Source organism: Pseudomonas putida (genome assembly GCA_029953615.1).
In the GTDB taxonomy this organism is placed as follows: Bacteria; Pseudomonadota; Gammaproteobacteria; order Pseudomonadales; family Pseudomonadaceae; genus Aquipseudomonas.
The window spans coordinates 2,400,256-2,424,022 of the sequence record CP124529.1; the positions used below are offsets into that span (position 1 = coordinate 2,400,256).

At 63.0% G+C, this 23,767-nt stretch carries 22 protein-coding genes and 2 pseudogenes; 15 read left to right on the forward strand and 9 right to left on the reverse strand.

The annotated features are described in order from the left end of the window. Positions 1 to 35: 35 nt before the first annotated feature. The 4 genes from QIY50_11025 (at position 36) to QIY50_11040 (ending at position 5,141) form a co-directional block, all read left to right on the forward strand. Positions 36 to 1,874 (forward strand): type IV secretory system conjugative DNA transfer family protein, encoded by a 1,839-nt coding sequence (locus QIY50_11025; protein WGV22647.1) that lies wholly within the window; start codon positions 36 to 38, stop codon positions 1,872 to 1,874. Positions 1,875 to 1,888: 14 nt separating this feature from the next. Then, a complete protein-coding gene (traF, locus tag QIY50_11030) occupies positions 1,889 to 2,410 on the forward strand; it encodes a conjugative transfer signal peptidase TraF (GenBank protein WGV22648.1) in 522 nt (173 codons plus the stop codon). A 287-nt stretch (positions 2,411 to 2,697) separates the two neighbouring features. Next, positions 2,698 to 3,417 carry a carbonic anhydrase gene (locus QIY50_11035; GenBank protein WGV22649.1) on the forward strand — a complete coding sequence of 240 codons (720 nt, stop codon included), beginning with the start codon at positions 2,698 to 2,700 and terminating at the stop codon, positions 3,415 to 3,417. 191 nt (positions 3,418 to 3,608) lie between these two features. Next, positions 3,609 to 5,141: a SulP family inorganic anion transporter gene (locus QIY50_11040; protein WGV22650.1), complete on the forward strand. Its 1,533-nt coding sequence runs from the start codon at positions 3,609 to 3,611 to the stop codon at positions 5,139 to 5,141. A 132-nt stretch (positions 5,142 to 5,273) separates the two neighbouring features. Here QIY50_11040 and QIY50_11045 read toward each other — a convergent pair whose 3' ends face one another. Continuing rightward, positions 5,274 to 5,915, reverse strand: coding sequence for a hypothetical protein (locus QIY50_11045; GenBank protein ID WGV22651.1), 642 nt, complete (start codon positions 5,913 to 5,915; stop codon positions 5,274 to 5,276). A gap of 369 nt (positions 5,916 to 6,284) precedes the next feature. Here QIY50_11045 and coxB point away from each other — a divergent pair, with 369 nt between their 5' ends. From coxB to QIY50_11065, 4 genes and pseudogenes are all read left to right on the forward strand, one after another. Continuing rightward, positions 6,285 to 7,412, forward strand: coding sequence for a cytochrome c oxidase subunit II (gene coxB, locus QIY50_11050; protein WGV22652.1), 1,128 nt, complete (start codon positions 6,285 to 6,287; stop codon positions 7,410 to 7,412). 43 nt (positions 7,413 to 7,455) lie between these two features. Continuing rightward, positions 7,456 to 9,046, forward strand: a pseudogene (ctaD, locus tag QIY50_11055) (cytochrome c oxidase subunit I). Between the two features lie 10 nt (positions 9,047 to 9,056). After that, the gene (locus tag QIY50_11060; protein WGV22653.1) at positions 9,057 to 9,623 is read left to right on the forward strand and encodes a cytochrome c oxidase assembly protein; all 567 of its coding nucleotides are present in this window, start codon (positions 9,057 to 9,059) and stop codon (positions 9,621 to 9,623) included. 16 nt (positions 9,624 to 9,639) lie between these two features. Then, positions 9,640 to 10,527, forward strand: a complete 888-nt coding sequence (locus QIY50_11065) for a cytochrome c oxidase subunit 3 (protein WGV22654.1) — start codon at positions 9,640 to 9,642, stop codon at positions 10,525 to 10,527. Between the two features lie 99 nt (positions 10,528 to 10,626). Here the strand turns inward: QIY50_11065 and QIY50_11070 are convergent, their stop codons facing one another. After that, positions 10,627 to 10,830: a twin transmembrane helix small protein gene (locus QIY50_11070; GenBank protein WGV22655.1), complete on the reverse strand. Its 204-nt coding sequence runs from the start codon at positions 10,828 to 10,830 to the stop codon at positions 10,627 to 10,629. 63 nt (positions 10,831 to 10,893) lie between these two features. On the opposite strand from QIY50_11070, the gene QIY50_11075 reads away from it, so the two are divergent. The 5 genes and pseudogenes from QIY50_11075 (at position 10,894) to QIY50_11095 (ending at position 14,778) form a co-directional block, all read left to right on the forward strand. Then, complete coding sequence (locus tag QIY50_11075; protein ID WGV22656.1) at positions 10,894 to 11,631, forward strand: SURF1 family protein; 738 nt, start codon at positions 10,894 to 10,896, stop codon at positions 11,629 to 11,631. After that, positions 11,600 to 12,181 (forward strand): hypothetical protein, encoded by a 582-nt coding sequence (locus QIY50_11080; GenBank protein WGV22657.1) that lies wholly within the window; start codon positions 11,600 to 11,602, stop codon positions 12,179 to 12,181. The genes QIY50_11075 and QIY50_11080 overlap by 32 nt, the downstream gene beginning before the upstream one ends. 9 nt (positions 12,182 to 12,190) lie before the next feature. After that, a pseudogene (locus tag QIY50_11085) lies at positions 12,191 to 13,271 on the forward strand (COX15/CtaA family protein). Beyond that, positions 13,256 to 14,149, forward strand: coding sequence for a heme o synthase (gene cyoE / locus QIY50_11090; GenBank protein WGV22658.1), 894 nt, complete (start codon positions 13,256 to 13,258; stop codon positions 14,147 to 14,149). The pseudogene QIY50_11085 and the gene cyoE overlap by 16 nt, the downstream one beginning before the upstream one ends. Further along, positions 14,146 to 14,778, forward strand: a complete 633-nt coding sequence (locus QIY50_11095; GenBank protein WGV22659.1) for an SCO family protein — start codon at positions 14,146 to 14,148, stop codon at positions 14,776 to 14,778. The genes cyoE and QIY50_11095 overlap by 4 nt, the downstream gene beginning before the upstream one ends. Positions 14,779 to 14,912: 134 nt before the next feature. Here QIY50_11095 and QIY50_11100 read toward each other — a convergent pair whose 3' ends face one another. The 3 genes from QIY50_11100 to QIY50_11110 all read right to left on the reverse strand — a co-directional run bounded on the left by QIY50_11100 (position 14,913) and on the right by QIY50_11110 (position 17,426). Then, the gene (locus tag QIY50_11100; protein ID WGV22660.1) at positions 14,913 to 15,683 is read right to left on the reverse strand and encodes a MetQ/NlpA family ABC transporter substrate-binding protein; all 771 of its coding nucleotides are present in this window, start codon (positions 15,681 to 15,683) and stop codon (positions 14,913 to 14,915) included. A 64-nt stretch (positions 15,684 to 15,747) separates the two neighbouring features. After that, positions 15,748 to 16,419, reverse strand: coding sequence for a methionine ABC transporter permease (locus tag QIY50_11105; protein WGV22661.1), 672 nt, complete (start codon positions 16,417 to 16,419; stop codon positions 15,748 to 15,750). Continuing rightward, on the reverse strand, positions 16,419 to 17,426 hold the full coding sequence (locus tag QIY50_11110) for a methionine ABC transporter ATP-binding protein (protein WGV22662.1): 1,008 nt from the start codon (positions 17,424 to 17,426) through the stop codon (positions 16,419 to 16,421). The genes QIY50_11105 and QIY50_11110 overlap by 1 nt, the downstream gene beginning before the upstream one ends. A 225-nt stretch (positions 17,427 to 17,651) precedes the next feature. On the opposite strand from QIY50_11110, the gene katE reads away from it, so the two are divergent. Continuing rightward, on the forward strand, positions 17,652 to 19,787 hold the full coding sequence (katE, locus tag QIY50_11115) for a catalase HPII (protein ID WGV22663.1): 2,136 nt from the start codon (positions 17,652 to 17,654) through the stop codon (positions 19,785 to 19,787). A gap of 108 nt (positions 19,788 to 19,895) precedes the next feature. Here the strand turns inward: katE and QIY50_11120 are convergent, their stop codons facing one another. From QIY50_11120 to zur, 4 genes are all read right to left on the reverse strand, one after another. Continuing rightward, the gene (locus QIY50_11120) at positions 19,896 to 20,603 is read right to left on the reverse strand and encodes a PA5502 family lipoprotein (protein ID WGV22664.1); all 708 of its coding nucleotides are present in this window, start codon (positions 20,601 to 20,603) and stop codon (positions 19,896 to 19,898) included. 126 nt (positions 20,604 to 20,729) lie between these two features. Next, the gene (znuB, locus tag QIY50_11125; GenBank protein ID WGV22665.1) at positions 20,730 to 21,512 is read right to left on the reverse strand and encodes a zinc ABC transporter permease subunit ZnuB; all 783 of its coding nucleotides are present in this window, start codon (positions 21,510 to 21,512) and stop codon (positions 20,730 to 20,732) included. Further along, positions 21,505 to 22,281 carry a zinc ABC transporter ATP-binding protein ZnuC gene (gene znuC / locus QIY50_11130; GenBank protein ID WGV22666.1) on the reverse strand — a complete coding sequence of 259 codons (777 nt, stop codon included), beginning with the start codon at positions 22,279 to 22,281 and terminating at the stop codon, positions 21,505 to 21,507. The genes znuB and znuC overlap by 8 nt, the downstream gene beginning before the upstream one ends. Next, positions 22,278 to 22,763: a zinc uptake transcriptional repressor Zur gene (zur, locus tag QIY50_11135; GenBank protein ID WGV22667.1), complete on the reverse strand. Its 486-nt coding sequence runs from the start codon at positions 22,761 to 22,763 to the stop codon at positions 22,278 to 22,280. Before zur ends, znuC begins: the two co-directional genes overlap by 4 nt. 66 nt (positions 22,764 to 22,829) lie before the next feature. Here zur and QIY50_11140 point away from each other — a divergent pair, with 66 nt between their 5' ends. After that, a complete protein-coding gene (locus QIY50_11140) occupies positions 22,830 to 23,738 on the forward strand; it encodes a zinc ABC transporter substrate-binding protein (protein WGV22668.1) in 909 nt (302 codons plus the stop codon). Positions 23,739 to 23,767 lie beyond the last annotated feature (29 nt).

Consider the following 23,767-nt stretch of genomic DNA (forward strand, 5'->3'; position numbering starts at 1 on the left):
TCCCTTTTCAATTCCTTCGTTCACGGAGCGAACCTATGAAACACAATAACGCCGTCGGCCCGCAGATCCGCGGTGGCCAGCGTAGCAGCGGCAGTACCTGGCAGGCTTTGTTGGCGATCTTCTTCCTGCTCGCCGGCCTGGCTACTGCCACCCAGTACTTCGCCTACCTGTTCCAGTACCACGCGGCGTTGGGCGCCAATCTCAACGGCGTTTATGCACCGTGGATGATCCTGGTATGGGCCGCCAACTGGTCGGGCCAGTATCAGGACCCGCTGATGCGCGCCGGCTCCCTCGGCATGCTGGTCAGTGGTGGGGGCATGATGGCGGTGATGATCATCCGCCTGATCAACAGCAACAGCGCCAAGGCCAATGCCTTTCTGCACGGTTCGGCGCGGTGGGGCGAGCGCAAGGACATCGAGAGTGCCGGCTTGCTGGCCGACGAAGGTGTGTATGTGGGCGCCTGGCTGGACAAGCGTAACAAGCTGCATTACCTGCGCCACAATGGCCCGGAACACATTCTTACGTTCGCCCCGACCCGCAGCGGCAAGGGCGTCGGCCTGGTGATTCCGACCTTGCTGTCGTGGAAGCACAGCGCAGTGATTACCGACCTCAAAGGCGAGCTATGGGCGCTGACCGCCGGCTGGCGGCAGAAGCATGCCGGCAACAGGGTGCTGCGCTTCGAGCCGGCCACGGCAAACGGCTGCGTGGGCTGGAACCCGCTGGAGGAAATCCGCCTCGGCACCGAATTCGAGGTGGGTGACGTGCAGAACCTGGCGACGCTGATCGTCGACCCGGACGGCAAGGGCCTCAACGACCACTGGCAAAAAACTTCGCAGGCGATGCTGGTGGGCTGCATCCTGCACCTGTGCTACCGCTCGCTGGATGAAGGTGGTGTAGCCAGTTTGCCGGCCCTGGACGCCATGCTCGCTGACCCGTCGCGGCCGATCAATGAGCTGTGGGAGGAAATGACTCACTACGGGCACCTCGGTGGTGAAAACCACCCGCTGGTGGGCTCTGCCGCGCGTGACATGCTTGATCGCCCGGCGGAAGAGGCCGGCTCGGTGCTGTCCACGGCCAAATCGTACCTGTCGCTGTACCGCGACCCGATCGTGGCGCGCAACGTCGCCCGCTCGGAGTTCAAGATACGCGACCTGATGAACCACGACGACCCGGTTAGCCTGTTCATCATCACCCAGCCCAACGACAAGGCGCGCCTGCGCCCGCTGGTGCGCATCCTGGTGAACATGATCGTCCGCCTGCTGGCCGACAAGATGGACTTCGAGGACGGCCGGCCCAAGGCTCATTACAAACACCGCCTGCTGATGATGCTCGATGAGTTCCCGAGCCTGGGCAAGCTCGACATCATGCAGGAGTCGCTGGCCTTTGTGGCCGGCTACGGTATCAAGTGCTACCTGATCATCCAGGACTTGTCGCAGCTGCAGGAGTTCTACGGGCAGAACGAGAGCATCACCTCCAACTGCCATATTCAGAACGCCTACCCACCGAACCGCGTGGAAACTGCAGAGCACCTGTCCAAGCTCACTGGACAGACCACTATCGTCAAGGAGCAGATCACTACCAGTGGGCGCCGCTCCAGTGCGCTACTCGGCCAGGTGTCGCGCACCATCCAGGAAGTGCAGCGACCGTTGCTGACCACCGATGAGGCCTTGCGCATGCCCGGCCCGCGCAAGGACAGCCAGGGCAACATCCAGGAAGCCGGCGATATGGTGGTGTATTGCGCTGGCTACCCGGCGTTCTATGGCAAGCAGCCGCTGTATTTCCAGGACCCGATCTTCCTTGCCCGTGCAAAGGTGCCTGCGCCGCGTGAAAGCGACCGCACCATCGACATACATGGCTCGGCGACGCTGGCATGAGGCGCCCACTGAGCATGGCTGCGCTGTTGGGCATCCTGGTGTTGCTGCTGTTGCCGCTGGTGTTGCATGGCGGCGCCCGGATCAACGTCACCAGCAGCTTCCCGCCGGGCATTTACTGGGTAGTCGACAAGGCGCCGGAGAAAGGCGATCTGGTCATGTTCTGCCCGCCTCCGCAGCCGGTGTTCGACTTGGCCAACGCGCGAGGTTACCTCAGCAGCGGGCCATGCCCAGGGGGATACATGCGCATGATCAAGCGCCTGGTAGCAGTTGCGGGGGACGAGGTGCGGATCGGCGCCGGGGGCGTTACTGTCAACGGCCTGCTGCAGCCGCGCAGCCAGCCTTTGTCCAAGGATCCCAGCGGCCGCAGCATGCCGCACCCGGCATTGACGCATTTTCGCCTGGCTGATGGCGAGGTACTGATGCTTTCCGATTACAGCCGGTTGTCGTTCGACGGTCGCTACTTTGGCGCAGTGCCTCGGGCTCAGCTGGACGAGGTGGTCAGGCCCTGGCTGGTATGGGATCGCCAGTCCCGGTAGACGCTGAGGTGCGCTACCCCCAGTACAACTCATGGGAATGAATAATTGCAGTAATGGTACTTGGCAGCTGATGGTTATTTGCTATTATCCAGTTCCCGCCATGCTCATCTGGAACACCCGTTCTAGAGCCTCCGAATTAAGTTTCAATTAAGTTTTCCCCGCTAGCGTAGGAAATCAGTCCACACCGACTGTGATCTATGGCCCGTGCGTGTCATCTAAATCCCTGCATAGCCAGAATCTTTCACCGGTAAAATGGATTTACCTACACACCGTCAAGAGGATGAATCATGCCCGTCAAGGACCCATCCAAGGTCGTACCGCAGGTCCCCGCGGAGAGCGCCGATGCCGCCCTTAAGCACATCGTCGACGGCTTCCTGCGTTTTCACCATGACGTTTTCCCCGAGCAGCAAGAGCTGTTCAAGAAGCTCGCCACCGCGCAAACCCCGCGTGCCATGTTCATCACCTGCGCCGACTCGCGCATCGTTCCCGAGCTGATCACCCAGAGTTCGCCTGGCGACCTGTTCGTGACCCGTAACGTCGGTAACGTGGTCCCGCCGTATGGCCAGATGAACGGCGGCGTTTCCAGCGCCATCGAGTACGCCGTACTGGCGTTGAAAGTGCATCACATCATCGTCTGCGGCCACTCCGACTGCGGCGCCATGCGTGCGGTGCTCAACCCGCAATCGCTGACCAAGATGCCGACCGTGTCCGCTTGGTTGCGCCACGCCGAAGTGGCCCGCACCGTGGTCGAGAACAACTGCTCGTGCGGCAGCGAACACGAAACGATGCAAGTGCTGACCAAGGAAAACGTCATCGCCCAGCTGCATCACCTGCGCACCCACCCTTCGGTGGCTTCGCGCCTGGCAGCCGGTGAGCTGTTCATTCATGGCTGGGTCTACGATATCGAGACCAGCAAGATCGAAGCCTACGACGCCGCCAGCGACAGCTTCCTGCCCCTGACTGCTGGCGAGCCGGTCCCCTGCGCTACTCCGAGAGGTCGCTACTAAGCGACCCATCCACCCGCTGAAACCTTGATAGCCGGCCGCACCCTGTAGGGGTGTGGCGCGGCCTTCGGCTGCCCTGAATTCCCTGACTGTCTGCCGGCACGCCCGCTGGCGGCCCGCGCCTGCGCGCTCGTCGGGGACAAACGTGCCCACGGCCAGAGGAATGGCTGTGTGACAAAGAAAGGAGAAACACGGTGAACATTACACAGTTGAAAGCGGCCCTGCCGCGTGAGTTGCTGGCGTCGGTGGTGGTCTTCCTGGTGGCCCTGCCGTTGTGCATGGGCATTGCGATCGCCTCTGGCATGCCGCCGGCCAAAGGTCTGATTACCGGCATTATCGGCGGCATTGTCGTAGGTTTTCTCGCCGGATCGCCGCTGCAGGTCAGTGGCCCGGCGGCCGGTCTGGCGGTATTGGTGTTCGAACTGGTGCGCCAGCATGGCATGGCCATGCTCGGGCCGATCCTGCTGCTGGCCGGCTTGCTGCAGTTGCTGGCCGGGCGCCTGCGCCTGGGCTGCTGGTTCCGGGTTACTGCGCCGGCGGTGGTGTACGGCATGCTGGCGGGTATTGGCGTGCTGATCGTGCTGTCGCAGGTGCATGTGATGTTCGACACCGCGCCGCAGCCATCCGGCATGCAGAACCTGCTGGAGTTCCCGACGACGGTGGCCGCAGCCCTGCCACGGGAAAGCGCCGGCTCCGGCTGGATGGCCGGTGCGCTGGGCCTTGGTACCATCGCCATCATGTGGGGCTGGGAGCGCCTGCGACCGCAGCGGCTGCGCTTCGTGCCGGGTGCCCTGTTGGGCGTGTCGGCCATGACGGCCATCAGCATGTGGCTGGCCTTGCCGGTGAACCGCGTACAGGTGCCGGCCGACCTGTCCGAGGCCATCGACTGGATCCGCCCTGGTGACCTGATGCAACTGGCCGACCCCACCCTGTTGGTCGCCGCTTTTGCCCTGGCCTTCATCGCCAGTGCCGAAACCTTGTTGTCGGCTGCAGCGGTTGACCGCATGCACAGCGGCCAGCGGTCGGACTTCGACCGCGAGCTGTCGGCTCAGGGTATCGGCAACATGCTGTGCGGGGTGCTGGGCGCGTTGCCGATGACCGGAGTGATCGTGCGTAGCTCGGCCAACGTGCAGGCGGGCGCGCAGACCCGGGCGTCGGCAATCTTCCATGGCTTTTGGCTGCTGGCGTTTGTGGTGGCGCTGAGCAGCGTGCTGCAGCAGATCCCGGTGGCGAGCCTGGCGGGTGTGCTGGTGTTCACCGGGGTCAAACTGGTGGATTTCAAGGCGTTTCGCGGACTAGGCCGCTATGGCCGCATGCCGATGTTCACCTACGCGGCGACGGCGCTGGCGATCATCTTTACCGACCTGCTGACCGGCGTATTGCTGGGCTTTGCCCTGACCTTGCTGAAGCTGGCACTGAAGGCTGCGCGGTTGAAGATCAACCTGGTCAGCCTGGAGACGGCCGGGCACATGGAGTTACGGCTTAGTGGTGCCGCCACCTTCCTCAAGGTGCCGGCGCTGACCCAGGTGCTGGATAGCGTGCCGGCAGGGACCACGCTGCATGTGCCGCTGGGTAACCTGAGCTATATCGACCACTCGTGCCTTGAGCTGCTTGAAGATTGGGGCCGCAGTAATTCGGCCAATGGGTCGCGGTTGCTGATCGAGCAGCGGCGCTTGAAGCGGAGGATCGAGGGGCGGATGCGCACCACGGCTGGGGTTGGGGCCTAGATCCGGGATCTATGCTGCATGAGCCGGCCCTTTCGCGGGCACGCCCGCTCCCACAGGTATTGCGCAGGGCTTCGAGTCCTGTGTTGAACCTGTGGGAGCGGGCGTGCCCGCGAAGAGGCCGGGACAGGAATGTCAGGCCGGCTGGCCCAACTCCACACCCAGCTGCCGCGACAAGCACGGCCAGCGCTTCCACGCCGCCCCCGTTTCCGGGCTGCTCAATTTCTCGCGGTAGGCCTCCACCGACTCCACCGCGAAACTTTCGTCGTTCAACATTTCGTCTACCGAGTGGTGCACCACTTCATCCAGCTGGTTGGCAAACTCCTCGCCGATCAACTGGTGGGCAATCAGGTTGGCGACGGTGGTGTCGACCGGGATCAGCGGCTGCTGGAAGTGACGGATGTACAGGTCGTTCACCTCTTCCACCAGGCGGTGCGCCAGGTAGGCCTCATCCAGCAGGCAGTCCAGGCCTACATGCCCTTGCATCACGCTGGGCGGCTGCAGGAAGTAGGCTTCGGCAATTTTCAGTACAGGTTTGATCTGCGATTCGATCCCGGCTTCGCGTGCAACCTCGTGGGCGGCCTCCAGCAGTTCCGGAACCTGGTCGATGTAGGCGCTGACGAAGCGCGCCAAAGTACCCTGTGCGTCCTGCTCGGGCAGTTGGATCGAGGGGTGCAGGTGGGGCAGTTGCAGCTCGAGACGCTTTTTCAGTTGGCCGGTCTGGCCTTCGTGTTGATGGGCTTGGCTTACCTGCTCGCGTACAGCAGCGATGTTCATGACAACTCCAGGGACATTACGTTTCAAACGGAAGACACTAAATTAGCTCGACATACAGAATACCTAAGACGCATTTGTTATAAGTCGCGCAAACGTGTGCATGCTCAGGTATATCGAAACGCCATTATTGTGCCATGCCGTGTCAAGCGCGCGGTTTTCAGGCCGTTCAGGTATTTCGTCGCGTTCATTTCACGGCCTTCATTGCGTGCCGTTGGTCGCTGTCTATACTCCCGGTGAACGTGATTCGTTGATGAGGCCCGACTGCTTTTAGCAGGGGCTCGGTCGTCGAAGCCAGGCAGTCTTGACCGCCGTTCCCTCTTGCCGCAGGCCACGCCTCCGGGACTACAAGAACGAGAAGGGGAACCCGCAATGATGCGACATCCACATGTCTGGATGGGCCTCCTGTTGTGGTCGGTTTTTGGTCAGGCCAACGCCGCCTGGACCGTGAACATGCACCCAGGGGCGACGGAAGTCTCCAACGCCGTCTTCGACCTGCACATGACCATCTTCTGGATCTGCGTGATCATCGGCGTAGTTGTCTTTGGCGCGATGTTCTGGTCCATGGTCATCCACCGCCGCTCCACCGGGCAGCAGGCTGCGCATTTTCACGAGCACACCTGGGTGGAAATCCTCTGGACCGTTGTCCCTTTCCTGATCCTGGTCGCCATGGCCATCCCGGCCACCAAGACCCTCATCGACATCTACGATGCCAGCGAGTCGGACATCGATATCCAGGTTACCGGCTACCAGTGGAAGTGGCACTACAAGTACCTGGGCCAGGACGTGGAGTTCTTCAGCAACCTGGCCACCCCCGCCGACCAGATCCATAACCAGGCCCCCAAGGACGAGCACTACCTGCTCGAAGTCGACCAGCCGCTGGTGCTGCCGGTTGGCGCCAAGGTGCGCTTCCTGGTGACCGCTGCCGACGTCATCCACTCCTGGTGGGTGCCAGCCTTCGCAGTCAAGCGTGATGCCATCCCCGGCTTCGTCAACGAAGCCTGGACCCGTATCGAGAAACCCGGCATCTACCGCGGTCAGTGCACCGAGCTATGCGGCAAGGACCATGGCTTCATGCCGGTGGTAGTCGAGGTCAAGTCCAGGGCCGACTACGACACCTGGCTGGGCGAGCGCAAGGCCGAAGCTGCCAAGCTCAAGGAGCTGACCAGCAAGGAATGGACCCTGGAGGAGCTGGTGGAACGTGGTGACAAGGTCTACCACACCACCTGCGTGGCCTGTCACCAGGCCGAAGGCCAGGGCCTGCCGCCGATGTTCCCGGCGCTCAAGGGCTCGAAGATCGCCACCGGGCCGAAGGAAGGCCACCTGGGCATCGTCTTCCACGGCAAGCCCGGCACCGCCATGGCCGCGTTCGGCAAGCAGCTCTCGGAAGTCGATATCGCCGCCGTGGTCACCTACGAGCGCAACGCCTGGGGCAACAACAAGGGTGACATGGTGACGCCGAAGGACGTGCTGGCGCTGAAGCAGGCAGAAGCGCAATGAACCGGGTTACTCGCGGCAATCAACGGATTGCAGGAGACAGGACATGAGTGCAGTGATCGACGACCACGCCCAGGGCCATGAGCACGCACACGGCCCGGCCAAGGGCCTGATGCGCTGGGTGCTGACCACCAACCACAAGGACATCGGCACGATGTACCTGTGGTTCAGCTTCATCATGTTCCTGCTCGGTGGCTCGTTCGCCATGGTGATCCGCGCCGAGCTGTTCCAGCCCGGGTTGCAGATCGTGGAGCCGGAGTTCTTCAACCAGATGACCACCATGCACGGCCTGATCATGGTATTCGGCGCGGTGATGCCGGCGTTCGTAGGCCTGGCCAACTGGATGATCCCGCTGATGATCGGTGCACCCGACATGGCCCTGCCACGGATGAACAACTTCAGCTTCTGGCTGCTGCCGGCGGCCTTCCTGCTGCTGGTCTCGACATTGTTCAGCCCGGGAGGCGGGCCGAATTTCGGCTGGACTTTCTACGCCCCGCTGTCCACCACCTACGCCCCGGCCAGCGTTACCTTCTTCATCTTCGCCATCCACCTGATGGGTATCAGCTCGATCATGGGCGCGATCAACGTGATCGCCACCATCCTCAACCTGCGTGCCCCGGGCATGACCCTGATGAAGATGCCGCTGTTCGTCTGGACCTGGCTGATTACCGCGTTCCTGCTGATTGCTGTGATGCCGGTGCTGGCCGGCGTGGTAACCATGATGCTGATGGACATCCATTTCGGTACCAGCTTCTTCAGTGCCGCCGGTGGCGGTGACCCGGTGCTGTTCCAGCACGTGCTTCTGGTTCTTCGGCCACCCCGAGGTGTACATCATGATCCTGCCGGCCTTCGGCGCGGTCAGCTCGATCATCCCGGCGTTCTCGCGCAAGCCGCTGTTCGGCTATACCTCCATGGTGTACGCCACCGGCGCCATCGCCTTCCTGTCATTCATCGTCTGGGCCCACCACATGTTCGTGGTCGGTATCCCGGTGGTCGGCGAGCTGTTCTTCATGTACGCCACCATGCTGATTGCCGTGCCTACCGGGGTGAAGGTGTTCAACTGGGTCAGCACCATGTGGGAAGGCTCGCTGACCTTCGAGACGCCGATGCTGTTCGCCATCGCCTTCGTCATCCTGTTCACCATCGGTGGTTTCAGCGGGCTGATGCTGGCCATCGCCCCGGCGGACTTCCAGTACCACGACACCTACTTCGTGGTGGCGCACTTCCACTATGTGCTGGTGCCGGGGGCGATCTTCGGCATCTTCGCCTCGGCCTATTACTGGCTGCCGAAATGGACCGGCCACATGTACGACGAAACCCTCGGCAAGCTGCACTTCTGGCTATCGTTCATCGGCATGAACATGGCCTTCTTCCCCATGCACTTTGTGGGGCTGGCCGGCATGCCACGGCGCATCCCCGACTACAACCTGCAGTTCGCCGACTTCAACATGGTGTCGTCGATTGGCGCGTTCATGTTCGGCGCCACGCAGATCTTCTTCCTGTTCATTGTCATCAAGTGCATCCGCGGCGGTGCGCCGGCACCGGCCAAGCCCTGGGATGGCGCCGAGGGCCTGGAGTGGTCGATCCCCTCGCCTGCGCCGTATCACACCTTCCAGACGCCACCGGAAGTGAAATAGGACGCGTGCCATGAACGGCCTTTCGCTGAAACGCCTGGTGTTGCGCCTGCTGATGCTGACGGTGGTGATGTTCGCCTTCGGCTTCGCCCTGGTGCCCATCTATGACGTGATGTGCAAGGCCTTCGGCATCAACGGCAAGACCGGCGGGCAGTATGAAGGCAGCCAGGTCAGCGACCCGACGCGTTCGGTGAGGGTGCAGTTCATGTCGACCAATGCCAGCGACATGGTCTGGGACTTCTACTCCACCGCAGACCAGCTGGAGGTCAACCCGGGGGCGGTGAACCAGATGATCTTCATCGCCCACAACCCGACCGATCGGCCGATGAGTGCGCAAGCCATCCCCAGCATCACCCCGGCCGAGGCCGCGGCGTACTTCCACAAGACCGAGTGCTTCTGCTTCACCCAGCAGGTGCTGCAGCCCGGTGAACGCATCGAGATGCCGGTGCGCTTCATCGTCGACCGCGACCTGCCGGCCAGCGTGAAGCACCTGACACTGGCCTACACCTTGTTCGACATCACCGCTCGCCACCCGCCGGTCGCGCATGTCGCGGCCGAGGACGTCCAGGGCGCCCGTTAAGGGAAGGAGAACAGCAATGGCAAGTCATGAGCACTACTACGTTCCGGCGCAGAGCAAGTGGCCGATCATCGCCACCATCGGCATGTTCATCACGGTGTTCGGCCTGGGTACCTGGTTCAACGACATGAAGGCTGGCCACCCGGAGTCGCACGGGCCGCTGATCTTCTTCATTGGCGCGTTGTTCCTGGCCTACATGCTGTTCGGCTGGTTCGGTTCGGTGGTGCGGGAGAGCCGTGCGGAGCTGTACAGCCCGCAACTGGACCGCTCGTTCCGCTGGGGCATGAGCTGGTTCATCTTCTCCGAGGTGATGTTCTTCCTGGCCTTTTTCGGTGCGCTGTTTTACGTGCGGGTGCTGGCCGGGCCATGGCTGGGCGGTGAAGGGGCGAAGGGTGTTGCGCATATGTTGTGGCCGACCTTCGAGTTCACCTGGCCGCTGCTGCACACGCCCGACCCGAAACTGTTCCCGCCGCCCAAGGAAGTGATCGACCCGTGGCACCTGCCGCTGATCAACACCATCCTGCTGGTCAGTTCGAGCGTGACCATCACCATCGCTCACCATGCCCTGCGCCGCGACCACCGTGGCCCGCTGAAATTGTGGATGGCGCTGACCATCATCCTGGGCGCCAGCTTCATCGCGTTACAGGCCTACGAGTACCACGAGGCCTATACCAAGCTGGGGCTGACCCTGGGGTCGGGGATCTATGGCGCGACGTTCTTCATGCTCACCGGCTTCCACGGCGCCCACGTGACCCTGGGCACGATCATCCTGATCGTGATGTTCGTGCGCATCTTGCGCGGGCATTTCAACCCGGAAAAACACTTTGGTTTCGAGGCGGCCAGCTGGTACTGGCACTTCGTCGATGTGGTGTGGGTGGGGTTGTTCATCTTTGTCTATGTGTTGTGAATATAGAACCCTGTGGGAGCGGGCGCGCCCGCGAATGCGTCGGTACATTCAACATCGCATTCGCGGGCATGCCCGCTCCCACAGGATCAGGTGAAAACTTCAGAAAGGGGCGTGCGAGACCAGCTGACCGCTGATGAAGCCCCAGGCGACCAAACCGATGGTCAGTGCCGCCAGGGTCACCCGCACGGTCAGCGCTTTCAGCAAACGGGTCGAGTTTTCATCGTCCTTGACCAGAAACACCAGGCCACTGAACAGGCTGGCAATCGTGGCCAACAGCATCAGGACAATCGCGGCCTTGAGCATGGCGATACTCCGGGGGGATGCGGTGATGTGGACAAGTATAGCGATCGGCCCGGCGAGGCTCCGATGAGGCCGTTTCGTCCGGGCTGGGTACCAACCCTGGTAGTGCTTGCGCTGCTGCCGGGGCTGCTCGCGCTTGGCTGCTGGCAACTCGGCCGTGCCGAGGAAAAGCGCGTGCTGCTGGCTGCCTACGCTGAGCGGCGCATCGAAGCGCCCTTGGCCGTGGCCCAGCTGACAGCGAACCCGGACAATGCCTTCCGCCGCGTGCATCTCTATGGCCGTTTCGACGCCGAGCACAGTCTGCTGCTGGACAACCGCACGCGCGATGGCCAGGCCGGTGTCGAGCTGCTGCAACCCTTCCATGACCAGGCGAGCGGCCTGTGGCTGCTGGTCAACCGCGGCTGGCTGCCCTGGCCGGATCGACGTGTGCCGGTGCGTTTCGACACTCCGGCCCAGGCGTTGGCGCTGGACGCTTCGGTATATGTCGCGCCAGGCAGCACGTTCCAGCTGCATCCAGACCCTGCAGGCGGCCAGTGGCCGCACCTGCTGAACGCCGTGGATGGTGCGCAGCTATGGCAACAGCTCGATCGCGAAGGCTTCGCCCACGAGTTGCGCCTGGAGCCCGGCCCGGCGACCTATCGCCTGGACTGGCCGGTCGTTGCCATGGGCCCGGAAAAACACTTGGGCTACGCCGTGCAGTGGTTTGCCCTGGCAGCCGCTTTGGTACTGCTCTACCTCTACTTCGGCTGGCACCACAACAAGGAGAAACGCCATGGCCACCGCCACTCCACTGGAAGTGCCTGAACGTAGCAAACCCAGAGCCCGCGGGCGTTTGCAGCTGTTGCTGATTCTGCTGGTGGTACTCGGGCCGATGGTTCTGGCCACCAGCATGTACAAGCTCAAATTCTGGGTGCCGGAGGGCCGCAGTTACCACGGCGCCATGATCGGCAACGGTGAAAGCCGCGCCGATCTTGGCGTTTCAGGCCAGGACGAGCGCTGGCAGCTGTTGGTGAGTGCACCCGAGGGATGTGCCGAGGACTGCCAGCGCCTGGTGTACCTGGCTCGGCAGATCCAGGTGGGGCTGGGCCGCGATGCTGGCCGTGCCAGCCATGCACTGGCCGCCGCCCAGCCGCTGAGCGCCGACTACCAGGCGCTGATCGGCCGCGAGTACCCGCAGTTGCAACGCTACTCGCTGGATGCCCAGCGCTATCGGCAGCAGGTCGGTGAGGTCGGCCCGCAGCTGTGGATCGTCGACCCGCACGGCAACCTGGTGCTGCGCTACGACGCCAAGGTCAACGGCAAGCATGTGCTGGACGACCTGCGCCACCTGCTCAAGCTCTCCAACATCGGCTAGGAGCCTGCCATGGCCAGACCCGGATTCCGTCTTGCTGTGTTCGCCACCCTGCTGGCACTGCTGGTCGTCTTGCTCGGTGCCTATACCCGCCTGACCCACGCCGGCCTCGGCTGCCCTGACTGGCCGGGTTGCTACGGCTTCATCAGCGTGCCCAAGAGCGAAGCGCAGCTGGCCCATGCCGAGCTGCATTTCCCCGAACACCCGGTGGAAGCCGCCAAGGGCTGGGCCGAGATGGTCCACCGCTACTTCGCTGGCACCCTGGCGATGGTGATTGCCCTGCTTGCCGTACAGGCGCTGCGCAGGCATGCCCGCGATGGCCAGCCATATCGCCTGCCCTTGCTGTTGTTGGGCGTGGTGCTGGCCCAGGCAGCCTTCGGCATGTGGACGGTCACCCTCAAGCTGTGGCCGCAGGTGGTCACTGCGCATCTACTTGGCGGCTTCACTACCCTGAGCTTGTTGTTCCTGTTGTCCCTGCGTCTGTCTCGGGCATTTGCGCCCTTGCCCAAGCTGCCATTGAGCCTGCGCCGTGATCGCTGCGCTGGCGTTGCTGGTGGTGATCGGCCAGATCGCCCTGGGCGGCTGGGTCAGTGCCAACTACGCGGCCGTCGCCTGCATCGACCTGCCCACCTGCCACGGCCAGTGGTGGCCGGCGGCGGACTTCAGCAACGGTTTCCACCTGACCCAGCACGTCGGGCCCAACTACCTGGGTGGGCAGCTGGACAGTGATGCGCGCACGGCCATCCATATCAGCCACCGCCTGGGCGCGTTGCTGGTGACCTGCGTGCTGCTGATGCTCAGCTGGAAGCTGCACCGTTGCGGCCTCCCTGGCCTGGCGCGGTTGGTGCTGCTGGCGCTGGTGGTGCAAGTCGGCCTGGGCATCAGCAATGTACTGTTGCACCTGCCGCTGGCCGTGGCCGTGGCGCACAACGCGGGTGGGGCGCTGTTGCTGCTGAGCATGGTGCTGGTGAACTACCGCATCCGCGTGGTCGACAAGGTTCGGGTGGGGGTCGGCCATGGCTGGCGCCTGCGGCCCGTGGCTGGCGTGGGCATCTCCCACCACATGAGGAATGATTCGTGGCGACGCTTCTGAGCGCATGGCGGGCCAGCTGGCGTGATTACCTGGAGCTGACCAAGCCCAAGGTGGTGGTGCTGATGCTGATCACCTCGTTGGCGGGCATGTTCCTTGCCACCCGTGCGGGTGTCAGCTGGAGCGTGCTGCTGTTCGGCAACCTGGGCATCGGCTTGTGTGCAGGCGGCGCGGCGGTGGTGAACCATGTGGTGGACCGACGCATCGACGCGCTGATGGCGCGTACCCACAAGCGACCGCTGGCCCAGGGCCGGGTAGAGCCGCTGCCGGCGCTGCTGTTCGCCCTGGCGCTGGCGCTGCTGGGTATGGCCCTGCTGCTAGTGTTCACCAACGCTCTGACCGCCTGGCTGACACTGGCTTCCCTGCTCGGCTATGCGGTGCTCTACACCGGCTTTCTCAAGCGTGCGACGCCGCAGAACATCGTCATCGGCGGCTTGGCTGGTGCCGCACCGCCGTTGCTGGGTTGGGTGGCAGTCAGCGGGCATGTCAGCGCCGAGCCCCTGTTGCTGGTGCTGATCATCTTCGCCTGGACCCCACCGCACTTCTGGGCCCTGGCCATCCACCGCAAGGAGGAATACGCCAAGGCCGATATCCCGATGCTGCCGGTGACCCATGGCGAGCGCTACACCAAACTGCATATCCTGCTGTACACCCTGGTATTGCTGGCAGTAAGCCTGCTGCCCTATGCCATCCACATGAGCGGCCTGCTGTACCTGGCCTGCGCCCTGGTGCTGGGCCTGCGCTTCCTGCAATGGGCCTGGGTGTTGTACCGTGGCAGCCGGCCGCACGCGGCGATCGCCACCTTCAAGTACTCTATCGGCTACCTGTTCGCGCTGTTCATCGCGTTGCTCCTCGACCACTACCTGTTGCTGAACCTATGACCCGAACCCAGAAAACCGTCTTCATCCTCGTTGCCCTGGTCGCGTTGATCCTGGGCCTGACCGTCAACAAGGTGCTCAATGGCCGCGACCAGCCGAACCCCGCCGAGCTGATCGATGCCGGCATCATCCTGCTGCCGCAGAGCCGTACCGTGGCCGACGTGACCATGACCAACCAGGACGGCCAGCCGGTGCAACTGGATGACTTGAAGGGCAAATGGTCGCTGCTGTTCTTCGGCTACACCTACTGCCCGGATATCTGCCCGACCACTTTGGCCCAGTTGCGCCAGGTGAAGAGCGAGCTGCCCAAGGAGGCCATCGATCGGCTGCAGGTGGTGTTGGTGAGCGTGGACCCGAACCGCGATACGCCGAACCAGCTGAAGCAGTACCTGGGTTATTTCGACAAGGATTTTGTCGGGGTGGTGGGGTCGATCGAGGATACCCAGAAGCTGGCCAATGCTTTGAGCATTCCGTTCATCCCGGCCGATACCAGCAAGCCGGGGTATACCGTGGATCACAGCGGCAACCTGGCGGTTGTGGGGCCGGACGGGCGTCAGCGCGGGTTCATTCGGGCGCCGTTCAACAACCAGAAGCTGGCGGCGCAGTTGCCCGGGCTTGTGAAGCGGGATTGATGGGGCTTTAAAAGCTTCGCGGGCACGCCCGCTCCCACAGGGATATCACAAGGCCTGAGGCTAGCGATGTACCTGTGGGAGCGGCGGTGCGGCGATCCGACGTGCCCGCGAAGAATCCAGCGCGATAGTTCGGATCAGAACGCCGGAACTACAGCGCCTTTGTACTTCTCGTTGATGAACTGCTTCACCTCAGGCGAGTGCAGTGCAGCGGCCAGCTTCTTCATCGCATCGGAGTCCTTGTTGTCCGGGCGGGCAACCAGGATGTTCACGTACGGCGAGTCGCTGCCTTCGATGGCCAGGGCGTCTTTTTCCGGGTTCAGCTTGGCTTCAAGCGCGTAGTTGGTGTTGATCAGGGCAGCATCGACCTGGGTCAGCACGCGCGGGATGGTGGCGGCTTCCAGTTCACGGAACTTCAGGCTTTTCGGGTTCTCGGCAACATCCTTCACGGTGGACAGGATGTTCTTGTTGTCCTTCAGCTTGATCACGCCGGCCTTGTCCAGCAGCAGCAGCGCGCGGCCGCCGTTGGTGGCGTCGTTGGGGATGACCACGGTGGCACGGGAGGACAGTTCGTCCAGCTTCTTGATCTTGGCCGAGTACACGCCCAGCGGCTCGATGTGCACGCCGGCCACGCTCACCAGGTTGGTGCCCTTGGCCTTGTTGAATTCATCCAGATACGGCTGGTGCTGGAAGAAGTTGGCGTCCAGGCGCTTTTCGGCAACCTGCACGTTCGGCTGGATGTAATCGGTAAATTCCTTGACCTTCAGCTCCACGCCCTGTTTCGCCAGGGCAGGTTTGACGAAGTTGAGGATCTCGGCGTGCGGCACCGGGGTAGCGGCGACAGTCAGCGATTCGGCGTGGGCCGAGAAGGCCGCGACAGCGGCGACAACAGCAAGCAGCTTCTTCATTGATCACTCCTTGTGAGGGCCGCGACGGCCCCCGAACGGGTCGGCCGGGCCGACCCCATTGGGGTTACTTACGGGAAAAATGCACGACCAGTTTGTCGCCCACGCTTTGCAGGACTTGAACCAGTACCAGCAACAGCACCACGGTAACGACCATCACATCGGTCTGGAAACGCTGGTAGCCGAAGCGGATGGCCAGGTCGCCCAGGCCGCCGGCACCGACCACACCGGCCATGGCGGTGTACGACACCAGGGTGATGGCGGTCACGGTAATGGCGGCGAAGATGCCCGGGCGGGCCTCTGGCAGCAGTGCGCTGGTAATGATCTGGCGTGTGGTGGCGCCCATCGACTGGGTGGCCTCGATGATGCCGCGGTCCACTTCACGCAGGGCGGTTTCCACTAGGCGCGCGAAGAACGGCGTGGCACCCACTACCAGCGGCGGAATGGCACCGGCCACGCCCAGCGAAGTGCCGGTGATCAGCACGGTGATCGGAATCATCACGATCAGCAGGATGATGAACGGCAGCGAGCGCAGGATGTTGACGATCAGCGACAGCAGCGCATACACGCCCTTCTGCTCGAACATCTGCTTCGGCCCGCAGAGGAACAGCAGCACACCCAGCGGCAAACCGAGCAGCACGGTGAAGAACAGCGAGCCGAACAGCATGATCATGGTGTCGACGCTGGCCAGCCAGATTTCGGCCCAGTCGACGTTGGCAAAGAAACTCAGGGCGTCCATCAACGCAGTACCTCCATATGTACGTCAGCTGCCTTGAAGCGGGCGAACGCCGCTTCCATGTCACCGCCGATCAGGGCGAGGGTGAGCTGGCCATAGGGGACATCCTTGATGCGGTCGATACGCCCGGCGAGGATGCTGTAGTCCACACCGGTTTCGCGGGCCACGGTGCCCAGCAGCGGCGCGTAGGTGGCGTCGCCCTGGAAGGTCAGGCGCACGATACGGCCCGGCACATGGGCGAAGTCGTCACGCTGCTCGCCTTCGTCGACCTGCTCGTCCTCCTGGACGAAGCGCTTGGTGGTGGGGTGCTGCGGGTGCAGGAACACCTCGGCCACCGAGCCTTGCTCGACGATCTGGCCCGCGTCCATCACTGCCACGCGGTCGCATACCCGGCGGATCACGTCCATTTCGTGGGTGATCAGCACGATGGTCAGCTTCAGCTCACGGTTGATTTCGGCCAGCAATTGCAGGACCGAGGCGGTGGTTTGCGGGTCGAGGGCGCTGGTGGCCTCGTCGCACAGCAGGATCTTCGGGTTGGTGGACAGGGCGCGGGCGATACCGACGCGCTGCTTCTGGCCGCCGGACAGCTGAGCCGGGTACTTTCTGGCATGGTCGGACAGGCCGACACGGGCCAGCAGTTCGGTCACGCGCTTGTCGATCTCGCTGCGTGACAGCTCGCCGGCCAGGGTCAGTGGCAGGGCGACGTTGTCGGCGACGGTCTTGGAGGCCAGCAGGTTGAAGTGCTGGAAAATCATCCCGACCTGCTGGCGGAAACCGCGCAGCTGGCTGGCGTTGAACGCGGTGACGTCTTCACCATCGACGATGATCTTGCCGCCGGAAGGCTCTTCGAGGCGGTTGATCAGGCGCAGCATGGTGCTTTTGCCGGCGCCGGAATGGCCGATCAGGCCGAACACCTGGCCATCTTCAATAGTCAGGCTGGTCGGATTCAGTGCGGGGATTTCCCTACCGGCGACGCGGTAGGTCTTGTGTACCTGTTGGAACTCGATCACGTAGCGAACCTTGTGGGGCGCATGGAATTTGGGTCAGCGGTTAGCTGGGGTCGCGCATTTTAGCCTTTTCCCATAGCTGTTCTTAGCATTTATTTCGTAATGCACCAATCCTTCGGGCATATCGCGACAACCGGTAATTCTGATTGAACGCTTGGCAAAGCGCTCCGGTCACTACCTGAACAAGCCCGAACGGGCACGCCTGCAGACTGATGAGGAGAGCCGACCATGCCCAGCAAGAACACGGACGCGCCAAAGCACAGCGAGGCCGCCGGCACCCAGACCCCGGACCGGGCCAATACCAACGCCAAATTGCAAAGCCTGGAGGCTGACCGCAGCGATGCCACAGGGCATGCGCTGCGTACCAACCAAGGGGTACGCATCGCTGACAACCAGAACACGCTGAAGGCCGGTGACCGAGGCCCCTCGTTGCTCGAAGATTTCATCATGCGCGAGAAGATCACGCATTTTGACCACGAGCGCATCCCTGAGCGCATCGTGCATGCGCGAGGCACCGGCGCGCATGGTTACTTCCAGAGTTATGGCAACCACGCCGAGTTGACCAAGGCTGGCTTCCTGCAGGACCCGGAAAAAATCACTCCCGTCTTCGTGCGGTTTTCCACGGTGCAGGGGCCGCGCGGCTCAGCCGACACCGTGCGTGACGTGCGGGGTTTTGCGGTCAAGTTCTACACCGACGAAGGCAACTTCGACCTGGTGGGCAACAACATGCCGGTATTCTTCATTCAGGATGCAATCAAATTCCCGGATTTCGTCCACGCCGTAAAGCCGGAGCCGCACAATGAGATCCCGACCGGTGCCTCGGCCCATGACACCTTCTGGGATTTCGTCTCGCTGGTACCGGAGTCGGCTCATATGGTGATGTGGGCGATGTCGGATCGTGCAATCCCGCGCAGCTTGCGGATGATGGAAGGGTTCGGGGTGCATACCTTCCGCCTGATCAACGCCCAGGGCGTAGCCAGTTTCGTCAAATTTCACTGGAAACCGCGCCAGGGTGTGCACTCCCTGCTATGGGACGAAGCGCAGAAGCTGGCAGGCAAGGATGCTGACTTCCAGCGTCGCGACTTGTGGGAGGCTATCGAGACGGGCGATTACCCGGAATGGGAGTTGGGTGTGCAGATCGTTCCGGAAGCCGACGAGCACAAGTTCGATTTCGACCTGCTGGACCCGACCAAGATAATCCCGGAAGAGCTGGTGCCGGTTACACCATTGGGCAAGATGGTTCTGAACCGCAACCCGGACAACTTCTTTGCCGAAGTGGAACAGGTGGCGTTCTGCCCGGCCCATATCGTCCCAGGCATCGATTTCACCAACGACCCGTTGCTGCAGGGGCGGCTGTTCTCCTATACCGACACCCAGCTTAGCCGCCTGGGTGGGCCCAACTTCCACCAGATCCCGGTCAACCGCCCCGTCGCTCCCAACCACAACAACCAACGCGACGCCCTGCATCAGCATGTGGTGCACAAGGGCCGCGCATCCTACGAGCCCAATTCCATCGACGGCGGCTGGCCGAAGGAAACGCCACCTGCAGCCCAGGATGGCGGCTTCGAGAGTTACCAGGAGCGTATCGATGCGCACAAGATCCGCCAGCGCAGCGAGTCGTTCGGCGACCACTTCTCGCAGGCGCGGCTGTTCTTCCAGAGCATGAGCCCGACCGAGCAGCAGCACATCATCAAGGCATACAGCTTTGAGCTGGGCAAAGTGGAGCGTGAGACGATTCGTGCTCGGGAGGTGAATGAAATTCTTGCCAATATCGACCTGAAGCTGGCGGCCGCAGTGGCTGCCAACCTCGGCTTGCCTGCGCCAGGCGCGGGCACGGTGCAAGTGAAGGGCAGCCAGCTTGCGCAGTCTCCTGCATTGAGCCAGATGAACCACCCGGGTTCGGTGGGTATCAAGGGGCGCAAGATTGCCGTGCTGGTGGCAGATGGCGTAGATGCTGCGAGCGTAGACAAGCTGGTCAAGGCGCTGGAAGCGCACAGTGCCCGGCCAATGCTTCTAGGGCCGACATCGGCACCGGTGAAGGCTGCGGACGGCAAGCAACTGCCGGTGGATGCTTCCATGGAGGGGATGCCATCGATCATGTTCGATGGGGTTGTCGTGCCTGGGGGCAAGCCTTCGACCGATGCGCTGGCGGCCAGCGGGTTGGCCAGGCATTTCCTGCTGGAGGGCTACAAGCACCTGAAGGCGATGGTGTTGACCAAAGAGCTTTTGGGCAGCTTGGGGCTCAAGGAGGACAAAGGGTTGCTGCTGGGGGATGAGCAGAAAGTGGTGGATGGCTTTGTCAAAGCGGTAGAGGGGCATCGGGTGTGGGAGCGGGAGGCGGCGGCGGAGGCTGTGCCGGCCTAGGGGCTGCTTTGCAGCCCATCGCGACACAAGGCCGCTCCTACAGGAGATCGCATTCCCTTGTAGGAGCGGCCTTGTGTCGCGAAAGGGGCGCGCAGCGCCCCCAGATTCTTAACGCTGATGCGGAACCAGAACCACCTGCGCCGGCAGCGACCGCTGGATCTCGTGCTTTTGCTTCAGCTCGAACCCGCTGTCGATCTTGCGCACGCGCTTCTCCAGCAAGGTCTTGAGCCAGGGCGCATCCTCGGTGCGCGGCACCTGGAACACCACGTCGCACTGGTAGCTCACCACATCGGCGGCAATGTCATCCAGCTGGCGGCGCATAGCGCGGCTGTCGGTGGTCTTCAAGGCTACCACGGTGCTCGGTGCCGCCGGGTCGATGATGCGTGCCTTGGGCTTGGCTTCGGCCGCTTTCAACGCTGCTTCAGTCTTCTCCAGCTCGGCCTTGCGCGCCTGGCTCACGGCATCGCCACCAGTCACCGCCGGGGCCTGCGGCATCAGCGCCCGGGCTCGGGCCAGGGCGGTGGCCGCAGCGTTCACGTCACCCTTTTGCAGGAAGATCTGGCTGCGTTGCAGGTAGGCTTCGGCGAGCTGGCGCTGGTATTGCTCCAGGCGCGCGTCATCCGGCGCCTGCGCCTGCAGGGCTGCCAGCTGGTCCTCAGCGGTGGCCAGCTCGTTGCTGGCGATGTTCTGTTGCAACAGCTGCCAGGCATCGGCTTGGGAAGGTGCGCTGGCCTGCTCGACCGGCGCGCTGGAACACGCGGCCAGGAACAGGGAAAACGCGGCAACAAGCAGATAACGGGAGGCGAACGGCTTCATTCCTGCGACTCTCTATTTGCGCAAAAAGCGAGCAAGTCTACACCCAGGTGCGCACGCTCGAAAACAAGTCTTACAGACCCTTTACGTGCGAAAAGGTTGCAAGGCGCAACTGCATGCGCCCTTTTTTCAGCGTTTCGGCAGGGCCAGGCTCAGCAAGAATAGCACCGCCGCGCAGACCACGATCGATGGGCCGGCGGGGGTGTCCTTGAACCAGGACATGGCCAGGCCGCTGCAAACCGCGGTCACGCCCAGCAGGCTGGCGCCCAAGGCCATCTGCTCGGGAGAACGGGCGTGACGTTGCGCCGCAGCGGCAGGAATGATCAGCAGCGAGGTGATCAGCAGCACGCCGACGATCTTCATGGCCACGGCAATCACCACCGCGATCAGCAGCATCAGCGCCATGCGCAGCCCGGCAACCGGCAGGCCTTCGACCGTTGCCAGCTCTTCGTGCACCGTAACGGCCAGCAACGGCCGCCACAGGGCAGCGAGCAGCAGCAACACCAGCGCACTGCCGCCAATTATCCAGGCCAGGTCGGTGGTGCTGATGGCCAGCAGGTCGCCGAACAGGTAGGCCATCAGGTCGATGCGCACATCGTGCATGAAGCTCAGCGCCACCAGGCCCAGCGACAAGGTGCTGGGGGCGAGGATGCCGAGCAGGGTGTCGGAGGCCAGCGGTTGGCGTTGTTGCAAGGTCACCAGCAAGATCGCCAGCAACAGGCAGCCCACGGTTACCGCCAGCGCCGGGCTGACGTCCAGGGCAAAGCCCAGGGCCACGCCCAGCAGCGCGGCGTGGGACAAGGTGTCGCCGAAGTAGGCCATGCGCCGCCACACCACGAAGGAACCCAGCGGGCCGGCCACTAGTGCCAGGGACAAGCCGGCAAGCAGGGCGTAGAGAAGAAAATCAGCCATGCTTGCAGTGCGCTCCGTGAACATGGGTGCCAGGGGCGACCACCGAGCCGTGCAGGTCGTGGCTGTGGTCGTGATGATGATGGTAGATGGCCAGGCTGGGTGCTGCGGTCTGGCCGAACAGCTCGACGAATGCCGGGTCACCGCTGACCTGCTCCGGGTGCCCCGAACAGCACACGTGGCGGTTCAGGCACACCACTTGGTCGGTGGCACTCATCACCAGGTGCAGGTCGTGGGAAACCATCAGTACGCCGCAACCGTGGCGGTCGCGCAGGCGGGTAATGAGGTTGTACAGCTCGGTCTGGCCGACCACGTCAACGCCTTGTACCGGCTCGTCGAGTACCAGCAACTGGGGTTCGCGCAGCAGGGCGCGGGCCAGCAGCACGCGCTGCATCTCGCCACCGGAAATGGTCTGGATCGGGCTGTCGATAACCTGCTCGGCGCCCACTTCCTGCAACGCCGACAAGGCTGCCGCGCGGTCTACACCAGGCACCAGGCGCAAGAAGCGCAGTACCGACAGTGGCAGCGTGGCATCGACCTGGATTTTTTGCGGCATGTAGCCAATGCGCAGTTTCGGCTTGCGCCATACCTTGCCGCGGTGCGGCTTGAGCAGGCCAAGCACGGCGCGCACCAGGGTGGTCTTGCCCGCCCCGTTCGGGCCGATCAGGGTGACGATCTGGCCGGGTGCGACCGACAGGTCGATGCTGTCGAGCACGGCCTCGCCGCCGAAGGTGACGCCGACCTGCTCCAGGCGGATCAGTGCATCGCTCATGCCGCGCTCCGGCAATTGCTGCACAGGCCGACCACTTCCACAGTCTGGGTCTCGACCGTGAAGCCCACGCCCTTGGCGCTGCTGATGATGGCTTCGCTGATGCTGTCCTGTTCCAGCTCGATGGCCACATGGCATGCCCGGCAGATCAGGAACTGCCCTTGGTGCAGGTGTTCCGGGTGGCTGCAGCCGATGAAGGCGTTTAGCGAGGCGATGCGGTGCACCAGGCCGTTTTCCAGCAAGAAGTCCAGGGCGCGGTATACCGTGGGTGGTGCGGCGCGGCGGCCGTCCTGCTCACTGAGCACGGCGAGGATGTCGTAAGCGCCCAGCGGCTTGTGGCTCTGCCACACCAGTTCCAGCACTCGACGGCGCAGCGCGGTCAGGCGCAGGCCCTGGCGGGTGCACAAGGCGTCGGCTTCAGCCAGTGCGTTGTGCACGCAATGGGAGTGATCGTGAGGGCGGTTGGCCAGCGGCGTGATGGACATGGGCAGCGACGGTTCTGGATAGAGACGTTATTATGTTACCTGTTTCTCACGACTCGAGTATTCACCGTGTCCCGATTCCTAGTCCTTTTTGTCGCTTTCATCGCATTTTCCGCCCAGGCCGACGTGCGCGTGCTGACCAGTATCAAACCCCTGCAGCAGATTGCCGCCGCCGTGCAGGACGGTGTTGGCAGCCCTGAGGTATTGCTGCCGCCGGGCGCTTCGCCGCACCACTACGCGCTGCGCCCGTCTGACGTACGGCTGGTGGGCGATGCCGACCTGCTGTACTGGATCGGTCCGGACATGGAGGGCTTTTTGCCGCGAGTGCTGGGTAGCCGCAGCAAGACCACAGTAGCCGTGCAGTCACTGCCGGGCATGAAGCTGCGCCACTTTGGCGAGGACAGCCAGTCGCATGAGGAAGAAGACCACGATGACCATGATCATGACCATCGTCCGGGCAGCCTGGATGCGCACTTGTGGCTATCGTCGGTCAACGCGCGGGTTATCGCAGCGAAAATGGCGGCTGACCTGGCGCAAGTCGATCCGGCCAATGCGGCGCGTTACCAGAGCAACCTGAAGGCGTTCGAGGAACGCCTGGACGCGTTGGATGGACGGATCAAGGCGCGGGTGGCCGGGATTGCCGGCAAGCCGTACTTCGTGTTCCACGAAGCATTCGACTATTTCGAGGCCGAGTATGGCCTGAAGCACACCGGGGTGTTCAGCGTGGCGTCCGAGGTGCAGCCGGGCGCGCAGCATGTGGCAGCCATGCGCAAGCGCCTGCAGGAAGTAGGCAAGACCTGTGTGTTCAGCGAACCGCCATTGCGGCCACGGCTGGCCGAGACCTTGACCGCCGGGCTGCCGGTGCGGCTGGCCGAGCTGGATGCACTGGGCGGTACCGACCCGGTGGATGGCAAGGGCTATGAGCGCTTGCTGGAGAAGCTGGGTGGCGACCTGGTTGGGTGCCTGGAGCAGTTGTAAGCCTGTACCGGCCTATTTGCGGGTAAACC

Bases quoted from the DNA above. Each gene is read 5' to 3' on its own strand.
- QIY50_11025 (WGV22647.1), top strand. From the start codon at position 36: ATGAAACACAATAACGCCGTCGGCCCGCAGATCCGCGGTGGCCAGCGT.
- traF (WGV22648.1), top strand. From the start codon at position 1,889: ATGGCTGCGCTGTTGGGCATCCTGGTGTTGCTGCTGTTGCCGCTGGTG.
- QIY50_11035 (WGV22649.1), top strand. From the start codon at position 2,698: ATGCCCGTCAAGGACCCATCCAAGGTCGTACCGCAGGTCCCCGCGGAG.
- QIY50_11045 (WGV22651.1), bottom strand. From the start codon at position 5,915: ATGAACATCGCTGCTGTACGCGAGCAGGTAAGCCAAGCCCATCAACAC.
- coxB (WGV22652.1), top strand. From the start codon at position 6,285: ATGATGCGACATCCACATGTCTGGATGGGCCTCCTGTTGTGGTCGGTT.
- QIY50_11060 (WGV22653.1), top strand. From the start codon at position 9,057: ATGAACGGCCTTTCGCTGAAACGCCTGGTGTTGCGCCTGCTGATGCTG.
- QIY50_11065 (WGV22654.1), top strand. From the start codon at position 9,640: ATGGCAAGTCATGAGCACTACTACGTTCCGGCGCAGAGCAAGTGGCCG.
- QIY50_11070 (WGV22655.1), bottom strand. From the start codon at position 10,830: ATGCTCAAGGCCGCGATTGTCCTGATGCTGTTGGCCACGATTGCCAGC.
- QIY50_11075 (WGV22656.1), top strand. From the start codon at position 10,894: ATGAGGCCGTTTCGTCCGGGCTGGGTACCAACCCTGGTAGTGCTTGCG.
- QIY50_11080 (WGV22657.1), top strand. From the start codon at position 11,600: ATGGCCACCGCCACTCCACTGGAAGTGCCTGAACGTAGCAAACCCAGA.
- QIY50_11095 (WGV22659.1), top strand. From the start codon at position 14,146: ATGACCCGAACCCAGAAAACCGTCTTCATCCTCGTTGCCCTGGTCGCG.
- QIY50_11100 (WGV22660.1), bottom strand. From the start codon at position 15,683: ATGAAGAAGCTGCTTGCTGTTGTCGCCGCTGTCGCGGCCTTCTCGGCC.
- QIY50_11105 (WGV22661.1), bottom strand. From the start codon at position 16,419: ATGGACGCCCTGAGTTTCTTTGCCAACGTCGACTGGGCCGAAATCTGG.
- katE (WGV22663.1), top strand. From the start codon at position 17,652: ATGCCCAGCAAGAACACGGACGCGCCAAAGCACAGCGAGGCCGCCGGC.
- QIY50_11120 (WGV22664.1), bottom strand. From the start codon at position 20,603: ATGAAGCCGTTCGCCTCCCGTTATCTGCTTGTTGCCGCGTTTTCCCTG.
- znuB (WGV22665.1), bottom strand. From the start codon at position 21,512: ATGGCTGATTTTCTTCTCTACGCCCTGCTTGCCGGCTTGTCCCTGGCA.
- znuC (WGV22666.1), bottom strand. From the start codon at position 22,281: ATGAGCGATGCACTGATCCGCCTGGAGCAGGTCGGCGTCACCTTCGGC.
- zur (WGV22667.1), bottom strand. From the start codon at position 22,763: ATGTCCATCACGCCGCTGGCCAACCGCCCTCACGATCACTCCCATTGC.